This is a genomic window from Acinetobacter sp. YH01010 (assembly GCF_013420775.1).
Classification (GTDB): domain Bacteria; phylum Pseudomonadota; class Gammaproteobacteria; order Pseudomonadales; family Moraxellaceae; genus Acinetobacter; species Acinetobacter amyesii.
The window spans coordinates 24,404-39,306 of record NZ_VOYF01000022.1 but is presented as its reverse complement, the minus strand read 5'-3'; the positions used below and the strand labels follow the sequence as shown (position 1 = coordinate 39,306).

15 protein-coding genes, 1 tRNA gene and 1 pseudogene are annotated in these 14,903 nt (G+C 39.7%); 4 read left to right on the top strand and 13 right to left on the bottom strand.

Translation table 11 applies throughout. The features are described 5' to 3' along the window. Positions 1–314 precede the first annotated feature (314 nt). Positions 315–744 (top strand): annotated as a pseudogene (locus FTT77_RS15350) (PaaI family thioesterase). Between the two features lie 50 nt (positions 745–794). Here FTT77_RS15350 and FTT77_RS15345 read toward each other — a convergent pair. Continuing rightward, positions 795–1,253, bottom strand: coding sequence for a hypothetical protein (locus FTT77_RS15345; RefSeq protein WP_180109504.1), 459 nt, complete (start codon positions 1,251–1,253; stop codon positions 795–797). A 251-nt stretch (positions 1,254–1,504) separates the two neighbouring features. On the opposite strand from FTT77_RS15345, the gene FTT77_RS15340 reads away from it, so the two are divergent. After that, positions 1,505–1,580: transfer RNA gene (locus FTT77_RS15340), tRNA-Asn, on the top strand. 87 nt (positions 1,581–1,667) lie between these two features. Next, positions 1,668–2,741, top strand: a complete 1,074-nt coding sequence (locus tag FTT77_RS15335; RefSeq protein WP_180109505.1) for a hypothetical protein — start codon at positions 1,668–1,670, stop codon at positions 2,739–2,741. A 55-nt stretch (positions 2,742–2,796) separates the two neighbouring features. On the opposite strand, the gene FTT77_RS15330 is transcribed toward FTT77_RS15335, so the two are convergent. The 12 genes from FTT77_RS15330 to FTT77_RS15275 all read right to left on the bottom strand — a co-directional run bounded on the left by FTT77_RS15330 (position 2,797) and on the right by FTT77_RS15275 (position 13,020). Further along, positions 2,797–3,621, bottom strand: coding sequence for a DUF4198 domain-containing protein (locus tag FTT77_RS15330; RefSeq protein ID WP_180109506.1), 825 nt, complete (start codon positions 3,619–3,621; stop codon positions 2,797–2,799). A gap of 136 nt (positions 3,622–3,757) precedes the next feature. After that, the gene (locus tag FTT77_RS15325; RefSeq protein ID WP_078190322.1) at positions 3,758–4,411 is read right to left on the bottom strand and encodes a tRNA-(ms[2]io[6]A)-hydroxylase; all 654 of its coding nucleotides are present in this window, start codon (positions 4,409–4,411) and stop codon (positions 3,758–3,760) included. Positions 4,412–4,427: 16 nt separating this feature from the next. After that, positions 4,428–5,153: a pyridoxine 5'-phosphate synthase gene (pdxJ, locus tag FTT77_RS15320; protein ID WP_180040118.1), complete on the bottom strand. Its 726-nt coding sequence runs from the start codon at positions 5,151–5,153 to the stop codon at positions 4,428–4,430. A gap of 9 nt (positions 5,154–5,162) precedes the next feature. Then, positions 5,163–5,879, bottom strand: a complete 717-nt coding sequence (recO, locus tag FTT77_RS15315; RefSeq protein WP_180063440.1) for a DNA repair protein RecO — start codon at positions 5,877–5,879, stop codon at positions 5,163–5,165. 8 nt (positions 5,880–5,887) lie between these two features. Further along, positions 5,888–6,082 (bottom strand): NF038104 family lipoprotein, encoded by a 195-nt coding sequence (locus FTT77_RS15310; protein ID WP_180109507.1) that lies wholly within the window; start codon positions 6,080–6,082, stop codon positions 5,888–5,890. A gap of 33 nt (positions 6,083–6,115) precedes the next feature. After that, positions 6,116–7,144: a GTPase Era gene (gene era / locus FTT77_RS15305; protein WP_067765139.1), complete on the bottom strand. Its 1,029-nt coding sequence runs from the start codon at positions 7,142–7,144 to the stop codon at positions 6,116–6,118. Beyond that, on the bottom strand, positions 7,144–7,842 hold the full coding sequence (gene rnc / locus FTT77_RS15300; protein WP_111883979.1) for a ribonuclease III: 699 nt from the start codon (positions 7,840–7,842) through the stop codon (positions 7,144–7,146). The genes era and rnc overlap by 1 nt, the downstream gene beginning before the upstream one ends. Then, complete coding sequence (locus FTT77_RS15295; protein WP_180007637.1) at positions 7,814–8,185, bottom strand: DUF4845 domain-containing protein; 372 nt, start codon at positions 8,183–8,185, stop codon at positions 7,814–7,816. The genes rnc and FTT77_RS15295 overlap by 29 nt, the downstream gene beginning before the upstream one ends. A gap of 20 nt (positions 8,186–8,205) precedes the next feature. Beyond that, a complete protein-coding gene (gene lepB / locus FTT77_RS15290) occupies positions 8,206–9,033 on the bottom strand; it encodes a signal peptidase I (RefSeq protein ID WP_180109508.1) in 828 nt (275 codons plus the stop codon). 21 nt (positions 9,034–9,054) lie between these two features. Continuing rightward, the gene (lepA, locus tag FTT77_RS15285) at positions 9,055–10,872 is read right to left on the bottom strand and encodes a translation elongation factor 4 (protein ID WP_180007636.1); all 1,818 of its coding nucleotides are present in this window, start codon (positions 10,870–10,872) and stop codon (positions 9,055–9,057) included. 195 nt (positions 10,873–11,067) lie between these two features. Then, the gene (locus FTT77_RS15280; RefSeq protein WP_078190331.1) at positions 11,068–11,517 is read right to left on the bottom strand and encodes a thioesterase family protein; all 450 of its coding nucleotides are present in this window, start codon (positions 11,515–11,517) and stop codon (positions 11,068–11,070) included. Between the two features lie 120 nt (positions 11,518–11,637). Beyond that, positions 11,638–13,020 carry a Do family serine endopeptidase gene (locus FTT77_RS15275; RefSeq protein WP_168378034.1) on the bottom strand — a complete coding sequence of 461 codons (1,383 nt, stop codon included), beginning with the start codon at positions 13,018–13,020 and terminating at the stop codon, positions 11,638–11,640. 228 nt (positions 13,021–13,248) lie between these two features. On the opposite strand from FTT77_RS15275, the gene nadB reads away from it, so the two are divergent. Then, positions 13,249–14,895 (top strand): L-aspartate oxidase, encoded by a 1,647-nt coding sequence (gene nadB / locus FTT77_RS15270; RefSeq protein WP_180109509.1) that lies wholly within the window; start codon positions 13,249–13,251, stop codon positions 14,893–14,895. Positions 14,896–14,903: the final 8 nt, after the last annotated feature.

Sequence of the window (14,903 nt, the reverse complement as noted above, 5' to 3'; positions counted from 1 at the left end):
CTAGACAAAATGACACCAAATGAGTTTTACTATGATCAGCTACCCCAACAAAACAAGGTGGCTTAACTAGAGCGGAATATCACTTATAAATACGCTTTTAGTTGTTCAAACATGTGGGACCACCTCTAAGACGACGGCGTATGCCAGTTAAATGCCATGCCTCCTGAACACACTCCTCACCGATTTTAGCCAATACCAAAATACTAAATGCAAGATTACTCAATGAAAGCTTCAAAGAATCAACTTGACAATAATTTCAACAATTAGCTATGTTAAACTTAGATTCCTTTTTAGAACTCGTAAAATAGGCCAGAATAATGAACCCAAAAGAAATGACCGGACTGCAACTTCTACAAGCCATGTGTGCAGGGAAAATTCCTCCTGCAAGTATTAGCGAAACTATTGCCTTATGAAGTATCTAAGGGCAGTATTAGCTTTAAGGCTAAAGCAGATGCACGACACTTAAATCCGCTAGGCGGCGTGCATGGTGGCTTTGCTGCTACTGTACTCGACTCTGTGACAGGTTGTGCCATTCACACGTTATTAGAGGCAGGTGTAGGTTATGGCACCATCGACTTAAATATAAAAATGTGTCGCCCAATCCCAAAGGATGTTGAACTTACAGCGATAGGAACAGTCATTAATATCAGTACAAATTTAGGGATTTCTGAAGGGAAAATTATTGATGACAATGGCAAACTTTATGCACATGCAACTGCAACCTGCATGATTATACGTCCTTAATATTTTATTTTTCTGCTCGCAATTCAATGCGAGCAGATGATGATTCAAACTTAAATTGCTGAATGTAAGGCACGAATTAATTGGCCTTCGCTTAGATCAATGCGATTACTGCCCTTTTGAAAGCAGTAATATTTTAAAGCACTATCTAACTCAACACGAAGTTCCCGTTGTTCTGAGATAGACCATACTTTAGAACAATTTGAGCCTGATAATGCATTACCTGCCAATTGGTATAAATACAAATCTTGCTTGCGTTTTAAAGGCACACGACGACCATCATCTTTATGTTCAAAACGTAAATGACATGGTACATTGATCAACCATTTTTCACTAAACCACAGTTGTAATAAATCACCCAATGCCAAGTCACGTCGACCCAAAGGCCAAACGTCAACGTATGCACCTTCGACAGGTGTTTGATATTGCTCTTGATTACTAATAATGGAAAGATAGTTTTCTTGGTAAAAAGAAAAATTTGAAAAAATCTGAGAAATAGTCAGCGTATTCATTCGCTTTCTCCTGTTTAGCCATTTTAGTGCTGGCAAGTTGGGTTTAAATCCACACTGTTTAAACATATGTTTAAACGCTCTGTTGTTGCATTCAGACTATCAATTGAATTTTTTCTTTGCAAGCCTAAGATTCATTTTTTCTAAAAAATCCTTCTTTTTGTTCAAATAAAAAACATCTATCACGCATTTCTCCTCATATTGGTATTTTTAGCTTGACCCTCTTCAAAATCTGCTTATAATCGCATTCAGATTCTCCAATAGCTCAGTCGGTAGAGCGACGGACTGTTAATCCGCAGGTCCCTGGTTCGAGCCCAGGTTGGAGAGCCAAATTCTAAAGCCCATTTATTTAAATGGGCTTTTTTAATGACTATGATTTACATATAATCTATAAGTCATTGTCATTAAAATAAAAAAATGTTCATTCAAGTTGATGCTGAATCAAATAAAACTGCCTTAAAACACTATCTCACTGCATTCATTTTTCTTTTAATTTTTATCAGCCCATTTGCAATTTATTTGGTGAGCTGCACACCCGAAAGTGAAATTGAGCAACATTTCAAAACACCACCCAATTTATATAATAGTGAATCTAACACCCTTCTTGACAGCAACCTACAATGGTTGGTTCCACCTCAGCAGATTCAAAATCACAATATTATTCGCGAAATATCTGAATCTGTATTGAACGAGATGACAGAAGGACAATATTGGGCGAGCACACCGATTATGCTGCAAAACCAATCAGATCAACTGTATGTCCATATTGATTTTGCAGGTCAGCAACAAACTCGAAAAGATCTTGAAATTTCGGTACTGCCGTTATGTATTGATCACGAGAAAGAAACACCATGTATGAAAGCTGGTTTAAATGCAACTGGACAACTCTTTAACATCTCAACTCAAAAAAATACGCAATATCACACATTGGGGACCAATAAGTCTTGGATCTTTTATGGCCATGATTTCCAAGAAAATTATATTATTCCACCACAAGCCACTCTCAAATTTTTAGTTAAAACCAACATCCCTGAACACTTAACCCTGCAATGGCTTAGGCTAAGCATCAGTAGTAGCCCCATTGTTGAGAAACAGCAAAATTTTATGCTCATGACGCAAAACAGTATGAAAATAAAATATGCACTTGCTCTATTACCACTCTTCATACTTGCTTTGATGCATATCTTTCAAGGGTTTGAAAGCCTTCGTAATTTATCTATCGGCGCACTTTCAGCACTTTTATTTGCTATCAACACCATCATTTGGGATATCCACTATATGGTGATTGGTTGCCTGATTTTATGTTTTGCAAGTGTCTGTTATTGTTTTGAGAGCCGATATTATCGATTGCTTTATTTAACGGGTTATTTACTGATTGCGGGCTATTCGCAGCAATATTATGGTGGTTTTAATAAACACTTTTTCACTCAAACCAGTTTAATTTTATTGATAGGTTTACTGATGTTTTATCTTGAACCTAAAGATAGCTAAATCATTTTCATAAAAAAGCTCCGCAAATCGCAGAGCTTTTTCTCTTCTAATCACCTTAGATCACATTAAAACTCAAGGTATATTTATATCGTTTTAATGCATCACCTTTCATTTCAAAAGGCTGTTGATAGTCAATTTTCAGTAAATACTGACCACGATCTGATAGGTTAAAATTCAAGTGTCCATCTTGATCAGTTTTAAGCGTTTTATAAACTTTTCCTTCACGGCTGTAATCCGTTGTTTGCTGCAAAATTTCAATCTGCAAACCCGCAACCGCTTTTTTATGATCTAGCACTTTCAGTTGTACTGGCTCATTTTGCATAATGGCATTCGGATGAGTTTTAAATTGCACATCAAAGCCATCATGCAAATGATTCACCACTTGTGTAGACGTTACACGGCGCGATACAAAAGTTTCAATGATTTCTTGAGTTTGAATACTTTTGATTTGCGACTTTTTAGTCAACTCGGCCGTATAAATGACATTTGCATTCGCTGTTTTTTGAGGATCACGCACACCATTGATTAACGCTTTCCACTGCTTTTGATCATAAGCAAAACGCGCTGTACTTCCTTGCTTTTCACCGCGAATACGATACGTGCCATCCTGCTTATTTTCTAAACTATAACTGCTGACTGTTTGAGTTTTTGCCCAATCAGCATCCGTTAAATGCAGCTTTTCACCAGACGGTGTATGTACATGGAAATTAAAATTTTTAATGGCTATTTCAGAAACAAACGGATTGTCATAAAAACCAGAAAGAATGGCACTATGATTATTAAATGTTTGATAGTTTAGAGGTGCAACATAAGGATAATGCGCTTGAGCCTGACCAACCGCACACAAAGCGATACAGAGTAAAGTGAATTGTAATTTCATATTGAATAAGTGAGCTTAAATTGTTTGATTCATAGAGATCGTTTCATTTTAGATTCACCCAAGACAATTGTAAATAATTCTTATTATCGTTTATTTTAAGTGCATAAAAAATCCCCCATTTTGGAGGATTATTTTATCAAGCTGCTTTGACTGGCACACCACTATGAAAGCGGAATAACTCATCTGGGCTGCTAATCAGATTTTTTTCAACTTCACGAATATGCTCAATACGCATCTGAATATCTTCTTTCGGGTTCTTTAGCTTATTGGTCGTCGCCACATCCATGGCCAATGCTAAATAGTCCTCATAATGGCGTGATTCAGACTTTAGCAAATAGCGGTAGTAACGACCCAACTCTTCATCCACGTGCGGTGCAAGCGCATAGAAACGTTCGCATGAACGTGCTTCAACGAATGCGCCGATCACCAAAATATCAATTAACGCTTCTGGCTCATAAGTCCTCACTTCTTTACGTAAACCACCCGCATACCGACCAGCACTGATTGCAGTCCATTCCTGACCACGTTTTGCCATCAGTTCCAGCACTTGCTCATAATGAAGCATTTCTTCGCGTACTAGCTGTGCCAGTTTGATTTGTAAATCCGAGAAAAAACTATAACGAAACATCAAATTCATTGCTGTACTTGCTGCTTTCTTTTCACAATTGGCATGATCCTGCATCAGGATATCCAAATTATTTAAAGCTTCATCTAGCCATGCTTTTGGTGTTTCACACCCCAAGAAGCCAATGACTGGCTTCATTAGGGCATCATAATCAATATTTGACATATACTTTACTTAAAAATTAACGTGCGGCTTTAATCGCAGCTTTCATTTGTTTTACAGACTGTGCCAATCCAATAAACACTGCATCAGCAATAATCGAGTGACCAATATTTAGTTCATGAATTTGCGCAATGCGCGCAATCGGAGTGACATTGTCAATATTTAAGCCATGGCCAGCGTTCACAATCAAACCTTTAGATGCGGCATATTCAGCACCTCGAATAATACGTTCCAGCTCTGCTTTCTGCGCTTCAGGTGTTTCAGCATCTGCATATGCACCTGTATGCAACTCAATCGTAGGCGCACCACAGGCAATCGCTGCATCAATTTGAGCAAAGTCAGCATCAATAAATAATGAAACTTCGCAACCAATCGCCGCGAGTGCTTGAGTCGCGTTTTTCACATCTTCAAAATGCCCAACCACATCTAGACCGCCTTCAGTCGTGACTTCTTCACGCTTTTCAGGAACAAAGCATACATGATGCGGCTGAATCTCTTTGGCAAATTCAACCATTTCATTGGTCACTGCCATTTCAAGGTTCATATGGGTTTTTAATACAGAACGCATACGACGTACATCATCATCTTTAATATGGCGACGATCTTCACGTAAATGCAGCGTAATCCCTTCCGCCCCCGCTTGCTCACAAATAATTGCGGCATTCACAGGATCTGGATAAGTTGTCCCACGTGCATTTCGTAGTGTTGCCACATGGTCAATATTTACACCAAGCAAAGCTGCCATAATTCTTTCCTAATGACGTTGAGTTTGAGAATTCTGTATCCACAATTGACGACTTTTTAATGGACGATCGCCAAGCAAGGAAGTAATCATTTGTCGGTACAACTTAGACAGTAATTGTAACTGTTCAGAATTAAATTCCCCACCTTTTTCATAATCACACATACTTAAAATATGTTGACCTGACAATGTTGCGCGTGAGGCTTTAATGACAGGTTGAAAACCTTCATTTAAATGAAATTGATAATTTTCATGAAGCTGAATTTGCTGTTGATTTGCATCAGTTGAATAATCTAGCGCATAACCCAATTCTTCAAGCAACTCATGCTCAAACTGTCTAAGGATTTGTCGCAAAAAAAGATCAGGATTGTCCTGCGCAGACATGCATTGGAGTTGTTCTAATGTATGCGCATATTGAGCAAATGTCTCTGGCATCTCAACCTCTAAGGGACATAGCCTCAATAAGACTTCATTCAAATAAAACCCTGAAAAAAAAGCATCCCCAAAAAAGAAAATGGGTTGATTTACAATTTCAAGTTTACTGAAATTTTTAAGTTCAGACTTGCCGGATGCTTGCAAGCAAATCGGTTGATACTGTGGCGGAGGTGTTTGTCTGAGAATACCGTCAACTCGGCCATGCTCCTGCGTAAACAGGTGCACGATATGACTTTTTTCACGATATTTACGATGGTGAATTAAATAACCATGCAGTATCTCATTACGCATGATTTAAAATATTAATCCTTGTCTTTCTTTTTCTTTTCGTCTTCTTCATCATCCCCATCTGGAATGACTGCACCTACAACTGCAGCGGTCCCTTTGACCACGCCTTTTGTGGTTTTATAAGCCACTTTGACAGGAACAGTAACGATTTTATGAATACACCCTTGTAGAAACAATACAAACGCCACTACAGCTAATACTTTCATCATTACTCTTCCCTCAAAGTTTTAAATGTCTAGCAATTAAATATCGCTATAACCCAAGCTTTTCAATGCACGTTCATCATCAGACCAACCACCTTTGACTTTCACCCAAAGTGTTAGCATGATTTTTTGCTCGAACATTTTTTCCATATCCACACGTGCATCCATACCGATTTTCTTCAGTTTGGCACCTTTTTCACCAATCACAATGGCTTTTTGGCCAGAGCGATCAACAAAAATCGTCGCATCAATATAGGTACACGCCGCTTTAGGACGACCAGTTTTTGGATTAACCGTTGCTTCTTCTGTTTTAAACGACTCAATTTGAACGGTTAGATCATAAGGAAGCTCTTCACCCAATTGGCGCATGATTTTTTCACGGATAATTTCAGAGGCAAGGAAACGCTCTGAACGATCAGTCAATTGCTCAAGTGAATACAGTGGTGGTTGGAATGGTAAATATTTCTCAATCGTGCTGCGCAAATGATCTAAATTTGCACCACGTAATGCTGATACAGGAACAATTTCTGCAAAATTCATTAATTTTGCACGCTCTTGTATCAATGGTAATGCATGGTTTTTATTCTCTAGTGTATCAATTTTATTGATCACAAGAATCACTGGCATATCGGCATTTTTTAGTTTTTCTAACACTAAATCATCATTCTGTGTCCATTTGTCTGCATCAATCACAAACAAAACTAAGTTCACATCACGAAGTGCAGAATGTGCCGCACGGTTCATCATTTTATTGATGGCACGGACTTCTTTTTTGTGCATCCCCGGGGTATCTACAAATACCGCTTGAGATTTTTCGCGTGAGTCAATACCCACAATTTTATGACGTGTGGTCTGTGGTTTACGAGAGGTAATGGAAAGTTTTTGACCCAAAATATGGTTCATCAACGTTGATTTACCCACGTTTGGACGACCAACAATCGCCACAAACCCACTTTTAAAATCGGCTGGAATTTCAGTGCCTTGTGCACTAAAAAACTGACTAATTAAATCGTTACTGTCGCCTTGCGACTCGTGATCAGCATCTACGTGATCGGAATGAGTAGTCATTAAGACTTTTTCTCCAAAATTTCTAAGATTTCTGCCGCTACTGCCTGTTCAGCAAAGCGACGGCTTGAACCTTCACCGTATTTAACAGGGAGCCCTTCAACTGTACATTCAACTTTAAAATGTTGGTTCGGAGCATCACCCTGAATATCTACAACCTCGTAAACCGGGAGAGGTTTTTTACGTGCTTGTAAATACTCTTGTAAACGTGATTTAGGGTCTTTCAGTTGATCGGTCGGTTCAATATGATCTAAATATGGCACATACCATTTAAGAACAATCGGTTCCAGAATTTTTAAATCCTGACAATCGACATAGATTGCACCAATGATCGATTCAACGGTATCCGCAAGTATAGACTCGCGATGATGACCGCCAGATTTCAACTCACCTGTACTCAAGATTAATTCTTGACTGAGTTTTAAGTCATTGGCAATTTTACCTAGCGCTTCCTGACGAACCAGTGTTGCACGCATACGCGTTAGACGCCCTTCATTTTCATGCGGGTAGGCATGGTACAGATAATTGGCAATTATCATACCCAATAATGAATCGCCCAGATATTCTAGGCGTTCATAATTGTATTTATGGCTCACCGATCGGTGGGTCAAGGCCAGTTGTAACAATTCAGGTTGTTTAAACTGATAACCGATACGACTTGCTAAACGAGCTTCATTTAGCTTGGACTGAGCTTTGATCAAAACTTTTCTCGAACTTCAACACAATATCAATATTCAATAAGAAAGGTTTTCTTATTTCATAATCTGTTTTCACTTGTAGACCGTCTACATTAGTGACTTGAGCAATATCTTTAAAGTTTAAATCACGCACACCATTCATATCTAAACGCTGTGACATTTGTGACTCAAACTTACTCGGAGCAATATTTTTAGGACTGCTCTTCATCAAATCTTCAATTTCATTGTTGACGAGACGGTCGTCAACATACGGTCCCCAAACCGCAATTAATGCTTTAGCTAAAAAAGCAAAACCAATAATAGCAATTAAAATTGCTATATAAGACGTTCCCCGTTGATGTCTCATTTTATTTTCCTGATGTAAGACTAATCAATACTGCCATTACGACTAAATGAAGGCAGTTTTAAACCAGGTTCCTTATGCATCCACTTGTAAAAAGCACGTCCAGTGAGATTTTCTTCCGGCACAAAGCCCCAAAAACGACTGTCCGCACTTTGATCACGATTATCCCCCATCGCGAAATAGTGACCTTTAGGAACCTTAACTTCCCAATATAAACCATTTTCTGTTGAATATTTACCATTTTCAACATAGTTGATAAATGGCGCTTGGCGCGCAACATTGACACCTTCAAGCTCACGCATGGTAAACGTATGCTTACCCATGGTTTCTTTATGATAAATCGATGTAGGTGTGTCGAGTTGATCTTTTTCACGGCTAAATTCCACAGGAACTTTTGCCACTTTCTGACCATTCACACTCAGTTGACCATGATCATAAATAATATGATCCCCTGGTAAACCAACCACACGTTTAATATAGCTAATGGTTGGTTGTGGTGGATAACGGAATACAATGACATCTCCACGTTCAGGCTCACCAACATCAATAATTTTTTTATTAATAATAGGTAATCGTACGCCATACTGATATTTATTCACCACAATAAAATCACCTGTCTCTAAAGTTGGAACCATAGAGTCTGATGGAATATTAAATGGCTCATATAAGAATGAACGCATTACCAAAACTATCGCTAGAATCGGCCAAAAGTCATAAGCCCATGCGATAACGACATTTTCATTCCCTTTACCTTTGGTCTGTCGTTGTTTCCAGACAAACTTATCCAACAGCCAAATTAAGAAAAAAATGACTGTGGCAGGAACAAGGATCAAATTAAAGTCAAAATCCATGAGCTCATAAACCTCTATTTATTATCTTTCTACTTTCAATACCGCAAGGAACGCTTCTTGTGGGATTTCGACGCTGCCCACTTGTTTCATACGTTTCTTACCTTCTTTTTGTTTCGCAAGAAGTTTCTTCTTACGCGACACGTCACCACCATAACATTTAGCCAAAACGTTTTTACGCATCGCTTTTACAGTTGAACGTGCAATGATTTGCGCGCCAATTGCTGCTTGAATAGCCACATCAAACATTTGACGTGGAATCAAGTCTTTCATTTTTTCAACTAAAGCAATACCACGGTGACGAGCATCTTGGCGGTGACAAATCATGGCCAAGGCATCAACCTTCTCACCATTAATTAGCACATCCACCTTAACCAAAGATGAACTCTCAAAACGCACAAAGTTATAGTCTAACGATGCAAAACCGCGTGAACATGATTTCAATTTATCAAAGAAATCCATCACTACTTCAGCCATTGGGATTTCAAACGTGATCGCTACTTGGTTCGCCATAAACTTCATATTTTTTTGAACGCCACGACGTTCAACACATAACGTCATCACATTACCCAAGTACTCTTGCGGTACCAAGATATGACATTCAGCAATTGGCTCACGTAAATCTTCAACTGTTGAACCATCCGGCATTTTAGAAGGACTATCGATGTAAATAGTTTGACCATTTTTCATCACCGCTTCATAAATTACGGTTGGTGCTGAAGAAATCAGGTCCAGATCATACTCACGTTCTAAACGTTCTTGTACAATTTCCATGTGCAGCATACCCAAGAAGCCACAACGGAAGCCAAAACCAAGTGCATCTGAACTTTCAGGTTCAAAGAACAACGCTGAGTCATTAATTTGCAGTTTGTGCAGCGCCTCACGGAACGGTTCAAATTCACTTGAATCGATTGGGAATAAACCTGCATAGACCTGTGGTTTCACTTTTTTGAAACCCGGTAAGCTTTGAACTTCTGGTGTAGTTGCCAAGGTAATCGTATCACCAACTGGAGCACCAAAAATATCTTTAATACCCGCGATCACGAAACCAACTTCACCTGCTTCGAGCATGTCAGTTTCTGTATGTTTAGGATTAAAAATACCTACTGAGGTGATGATGTGCGTTTGACCAGTTGATTTCATCAACATTTTATCGCCTTTACGCACACGACCTTCTTTAATACGAACTAAAGAAACCACGCCCAAATAGTTGTCGAACCAAGAGTCAACAATTAAGGCTTGTAATGGTGCATTACGATCGCCTTCGGGTGCAGGAATAACATTTACCAGTGTTTCAAGCACCCCTTCAATGCCTAGACCGGTTTTAGCTGAACATGTAGGTGCTTCAGTCGCTTCGATACCAATAATGTCTTCAATTTCTTGAATAACACGCTCTGGCTCTGCTTGCGGCAAATCAATTTTATTTAAAACAGGTAGGACTTCTAAACCTTGTTCAATTGCGGTATAGCAATTCGCTACAGATTGTGCTTCTACCCCTTGTGCAGCATCGACAACCAATAGTGCACCTTCACACGCAGCCAATGAACGTGAAACTTCATAAGAAAAGTCAACGTGCCCCGGTGTGTCAATGAAGTTGAGTTGGTATTCTTCACCATTAGGATGGGTGTAATACAAAGTCACTGACGCAGCTTTAATCGTAATACCACGCTCACGTTCCAATTCCATAGAATCTAGAACCTGCGCCTGCATTTCACGATCTTGCAAACCACCACAAGTTTGAATAAATCGGTCGGCAAGGGTCGACTTACCATGGTCGATATGCGCAATGATCGAGAAGTTACGAATGTTTTTTATATCAACAGATTTTTTAGCTTGCGCCATGGGCTACCTTGGAAAAATAAAAGCGCTATACATGCAATTCTTTATGCATAGCAAAAGCCGAATAGAAATTGCCGAGGATTATAGCAGATGGATTTTTCAAAGTATCGAAAATAATGCATTGCTTTTATGCAAGTCATTCATCCTACATGGAGAACTTGGCTAGTCTTGGTTTGAAATTTTGCGATAAAATCAAACTCAAAGATCATAAGCACTAAAATCCAGCGGATTTAGGCTATCCGCAATAGGTTGATACGCTTGGGTAAAGGTTGGCGACATGCGTTTTGGACGACCTGTGGCAATTTCAATGCATGCCCACTGCGTATTGCCTGTAAATAATATCGCTTTGTCTTTAGGTCGATAAAATACATACTGACGAAATGAATACAACGCATTGATATCATTGAGCCACGTTCGCAGAATAATCTCCTCACCTTCAACTGCTGCTTTGCGATATTGCACATGATGCTCAACAGCAACCATGGCATGCTTCAATTCAATATATTCTTTTAAACCTAAACCCAAGGCTTCAATATGTGCTGTCGCGACATCTTGCATCCAACTGACGTACACCACGTTATTCACATGATTTAATGTGTCGATATGTTCAGCTTGAACTGTAATTTTTAAATCAAAGATATCGCTCATAGCGTCCTGCAAATTTTAAAATATGCTCCACAGTCTACTCATTTTTATCTAAGGGTAAATTGCAAAAACACTAAAGTTAAAAAAACCACTCGCTTGGAGTGGTTTTCATTCAGCAAATCATTATTGAATGCGCATGCCCACAATCGCACGTTGCCCCTGACGAATCAAAGAAACACGTGCAATGCTGCCATTTTTCAATTCTGAAATAACTTTCACAAAATCTTCTGCATTATTCACAGCTTTATTATTAACTTGAGTCACAACGTCACCCGGCTGAATTCGCGCTTGTGCAGCAATACCACTAGCTCGTACATCTTGAATTAATACACCACCTTTCACACTCAGTTGCTTTAATTCATCTGCAGTTAAATTACGAATTGACACCCCAATCACCGGGCCTTTTTTCACAGGTGCAATTTCAGCTTTTGCAGGCGTATCATCTGGTGCAGTGATCAAGGTTGCTGAAATGTTTTGGCGTTTATCATCACGTAATACTTCAAGCTGAATACTTTGATTAGGACCTGTACGATTGAGATAATTCAGTAGTTCGCCAGTACGTGAAATCGGTGTACCATTAAATTTCAAAATGACATCACCCGCTTTAAAGCCAGCTTTTGCTGCGGGTGAATTCGGTGCAACTTGAGTAATCAATGAGCCCTCAGGTTTTGAAAGGTTATAGGATTCAGCAAGATTCCGATCGATATCTTGCAGCATAACGCCTAAGTAAGCACGTGTCACCTTGCCGTTTTTCTTTAATTGGTCTGCAACATCCATCGCCACATCAATAGGAATCGAGAACGATAAACCCATATAACCACCCGTACCACTAAAGATACGAGAGTTCACCCCAACCACTTCACCAGACTGGTTAAATAAAGGGCCGCCTGAGTTTCCGGGGTTCAATGCCACATCGGTTTGAATAAATGGAACCGAGGTTTCTCCCATCATATTGCGCATTTTCGCACTGACAATCCCTGCCGAAGCTGAATAGTCAAAACCAAATGGTGAACCAATAGCCAACACTGGCTCACCTACACGTAAACGGTCAACATTACCTGTGCGTAGCTCTGGAAAATTTGAACCTTTCACCTTTAGCAAAGCCACATCAGTCCGCTCATCACTACCCACAACGGTGGCATCAATTTCACGGCGGTCATTCAATACGATGGTGACTTTCGATGCATCTTCTACCACATGGTGATTAGTTAATAGATAACCATCTTTACTAATAAAGAATGCGCTTCCATAACCGGTCTTTTCTTGCGGCATTTTTTGCTGCGGGATAACGACCTGATTACCAAAAAAGCGTCGTAATATTTCTGGGACTTGCTGCTGTAAAAGCTCTTCTTGACTGAGCTTTTTAACCACATTCACGCTTACGACAGCTGGGCTGACCTGTTCAACCAAATTGGAAAAATCAACAGGACCTGCTGCCTGCGTTTGTACGCTAGCAACCGTAAACACAGCTGCATAAAGTCCCTTTTGTAAATACGATTTATTCATTGTTAGCATTCACTCAATTGTGCTTATCATTTGAAATACGTTAGTTTTTATCACAATGCAAGTCTAGGCTTCGTAATAAAATGTTTGATGAATATTTAGGATAAACAATCTTAAACATTCCTTAAATATTACAGATCCATGAATATTTTTCATTATTTAGTTAATTTATAGTCATTGCGTTTTTAGGCAAAAACAGTTGTGATGATCGGACATTTTTAAAATTAGCTGATGGACATGTCTAATTTAAACACGACACATCAATTTGATGTGATTATTGTGGGAAGTGGCGGTGCAGGTTTAAGTTTAGCCCTCTCGTTACCAGATCATTTTAATATTGCTGTTTTAGCTAAGTCGACGCTGACGGATGCCAGTACATATTTTGCCCAAGGTGGCGTGGCAGCCGTCCTCGATAAAACAGATTCCATTGAACAACATATCGATGACACCATGATTGCAGGTGCACATTTATGTGAAATGGCGGCGGTAAAACAAACCGTTGAAGGTGGTAAGCCCTCTGTCGATTTTCTACTGAATCAAGGGGTGCAATTTACTTTAGACGAACAAGAACAGCTACATCTGACCCGAGAAGGCGGCCACTCTCAGCGCCGTATTATTCATGCAGCGGATGCAACTGGACGTGCAATTTCCACAACATTGGTTGAACGTGCACAAGAAAAAGCCAATATTCATATTTTTGAAAATTTTATTGCAATCGATTTAATCACCGCACAAAAATTAAATCCTGAAGCTGAAAATCGTGCCCTTGGCCTTTATGCACTGGATGAAAGTAATGAAAAAGTACATACCTTCCTAGCACCATTTACAGCACTTGCTTGTGGTGGAGCCATGAAAGCATATTTATATACATCCAACCCAGATATTGCGACTGGTGACGGTATTGCCATGGCCTATCGTGCAGGCTGCCGTGTTGCCAATATGGAGTTTAACCAATTCCATCCAACCTGTTTATATCATCCTCAAGCTCGCTCTTTCTTAATTACCGAAGCAATGCGTGGCGAAGGTGCCTATTTACGTCTCCCTGACGGTGAACGCTTTATGCTGCGCTTTGATGAGCGTGCAGAATTAGCACCACGCGATATCGTAGCGCGCGCTATCGATTATGAAATCAAACGTCTAGGAATCCGTCATGTTTGGCTTGATATCACCCATAAACCTGCAGAATTTGTCAAAGAACATTTCCCAACATTGTATGCACGCTTAATGGAACTCGGTATTGATATTACCAAAGAAATGATTCCGGTGGTTCCGGCAGCACACTACACCTGTGGTGGCGTTGTGGTTGATGAAAACAGTCAGACCGATATTCCAGGCCTATATGCCATTGGAGAAACCTCTTATACCGGCCTACATGGTGCAAACCGTATGGCAAGTAACTCCTTACTTGAATGTTTCGTCTATGGTATGAGTGCTTCAACACATATCACAGCACAGCATCAAGGAACTTATCAGGCGCCTCATGTCCCAGAATGGGATGACTCGCAAGTGACCAACCCTGATGAAGACGTGGTGATTTTGCAGAATTGGGATGAACTTCGCCAAACCATGTGGAACTACGTCGGTATTGTCAGAACAACCAAGCGACTTCAACGTGCGCTCCATCGTATTGAAATGCTTAAGCGTGAAATCACCGAGTATTATCAAGATTATCAAGTCAGTAAAAATCTGATTGAACTCCGTAACTTAGTATTGGTATCAGAAATGATTGTGCGCTGTGCAATGGAACGTAAAGAGTCTCGTGGTCTGCATTTCACTTTGGACTATCCTGAACAAGCAGCAGAATTACGAAAAACAGTCCTAACTCCACCCAATTTCCAAGTGGAATGTCCATTGGTGAATACAGAACTGGTTTCTTAAACATCTAA

Bases quoted from the DNA above. Each gene is read 5' to 3' on its own strand.
- pdxJ (WP_180040118.1), bottom strand. From the start codon at position 5,153: ATGGCAGCTTTGCTTGGTGTAAATATTGACCATGTGGCAACACTACGA.
- nadB (WP_180109509.1), top strand. From the start codon at position 13,249: ATGGACATGTCTAATTTAAACACGACACATCAATTTGATGTGATTATT.
- FTT77_RS15330 (WP_180109506.1), bottom strand. From the start codon at position 3,621: ATGAAATTACAATTCACTTTACTCTGTATCGCTTTGTGTGCGGTTGGT.
- FTT77_RS15275 (WP_168378034.1), bottom strand. From the start codon at position 13,020: ATGAATAAATCGTATTTACAAAAGGGACTTTATGCAGCTGTGTTTACG.
- FTT77_RS15280 (WP_078190331.1), bottom strand. From the start codon at position 11,517: ATGAGCGATATCTTTGATTTAAAAATTACAGTTCAAGCTGAACATATC.
- lepA (WP_180007636.1), bottom strand. From the start codon at position 10,872: ATGGCGCAAGCTAAAAAATCTGTTGATATAAAAAACATTCGTAACTTC.
- FTT77_RS15295 (WP_180007637.1), bottom strand. From the start codon at position 8,185: ATGAGACATCAACGGGGAACGTCTTATATAGCAATTTTAATTGCTATT.
- era (WP_067765139.1), bottom strand. From the start codon at position 7,144: ATGACTACTCATTCCGATCACGTAGATGCTGATCACGAGTCGCAAGGC.
- lepB (WP_180109508.1), bottom strand. From the start codon at position 9,033: ATGGATTTTGACTTTAATTTGATCCTTGTTCCTGCCACAGTCATTTTT.
- FTT77_RS15310 (WP_180109507.1), bottom strand. From the start codon at position 6,082: ATGATGAAAGTATTAGCTGTAGTGGCGTTTGTATTGTTTCTACAAGGG.
- FTT77_RS15325 (WP_078190322.1), bottom strand. From the start codon at position 4,411: ATGTCAAATATTGATTATGATGCCCTAATGAAGCCAGTCATTGGCTTC.
- FTT77_RS15345 (WP_180109504.1), bottom strand. From the start codon at position 1,253: ATGAATACGCTGACTATTTCTCAGATTTTTTCAAATTTTTCTTTTTAC.
- FTT77_RS15335 (WP_180109505.1), top strand. From the start codon at position 1,668: ATGTTCATTCAAGTTGATGCTGAATCAAATAAAACTGCCTTAAAACAC.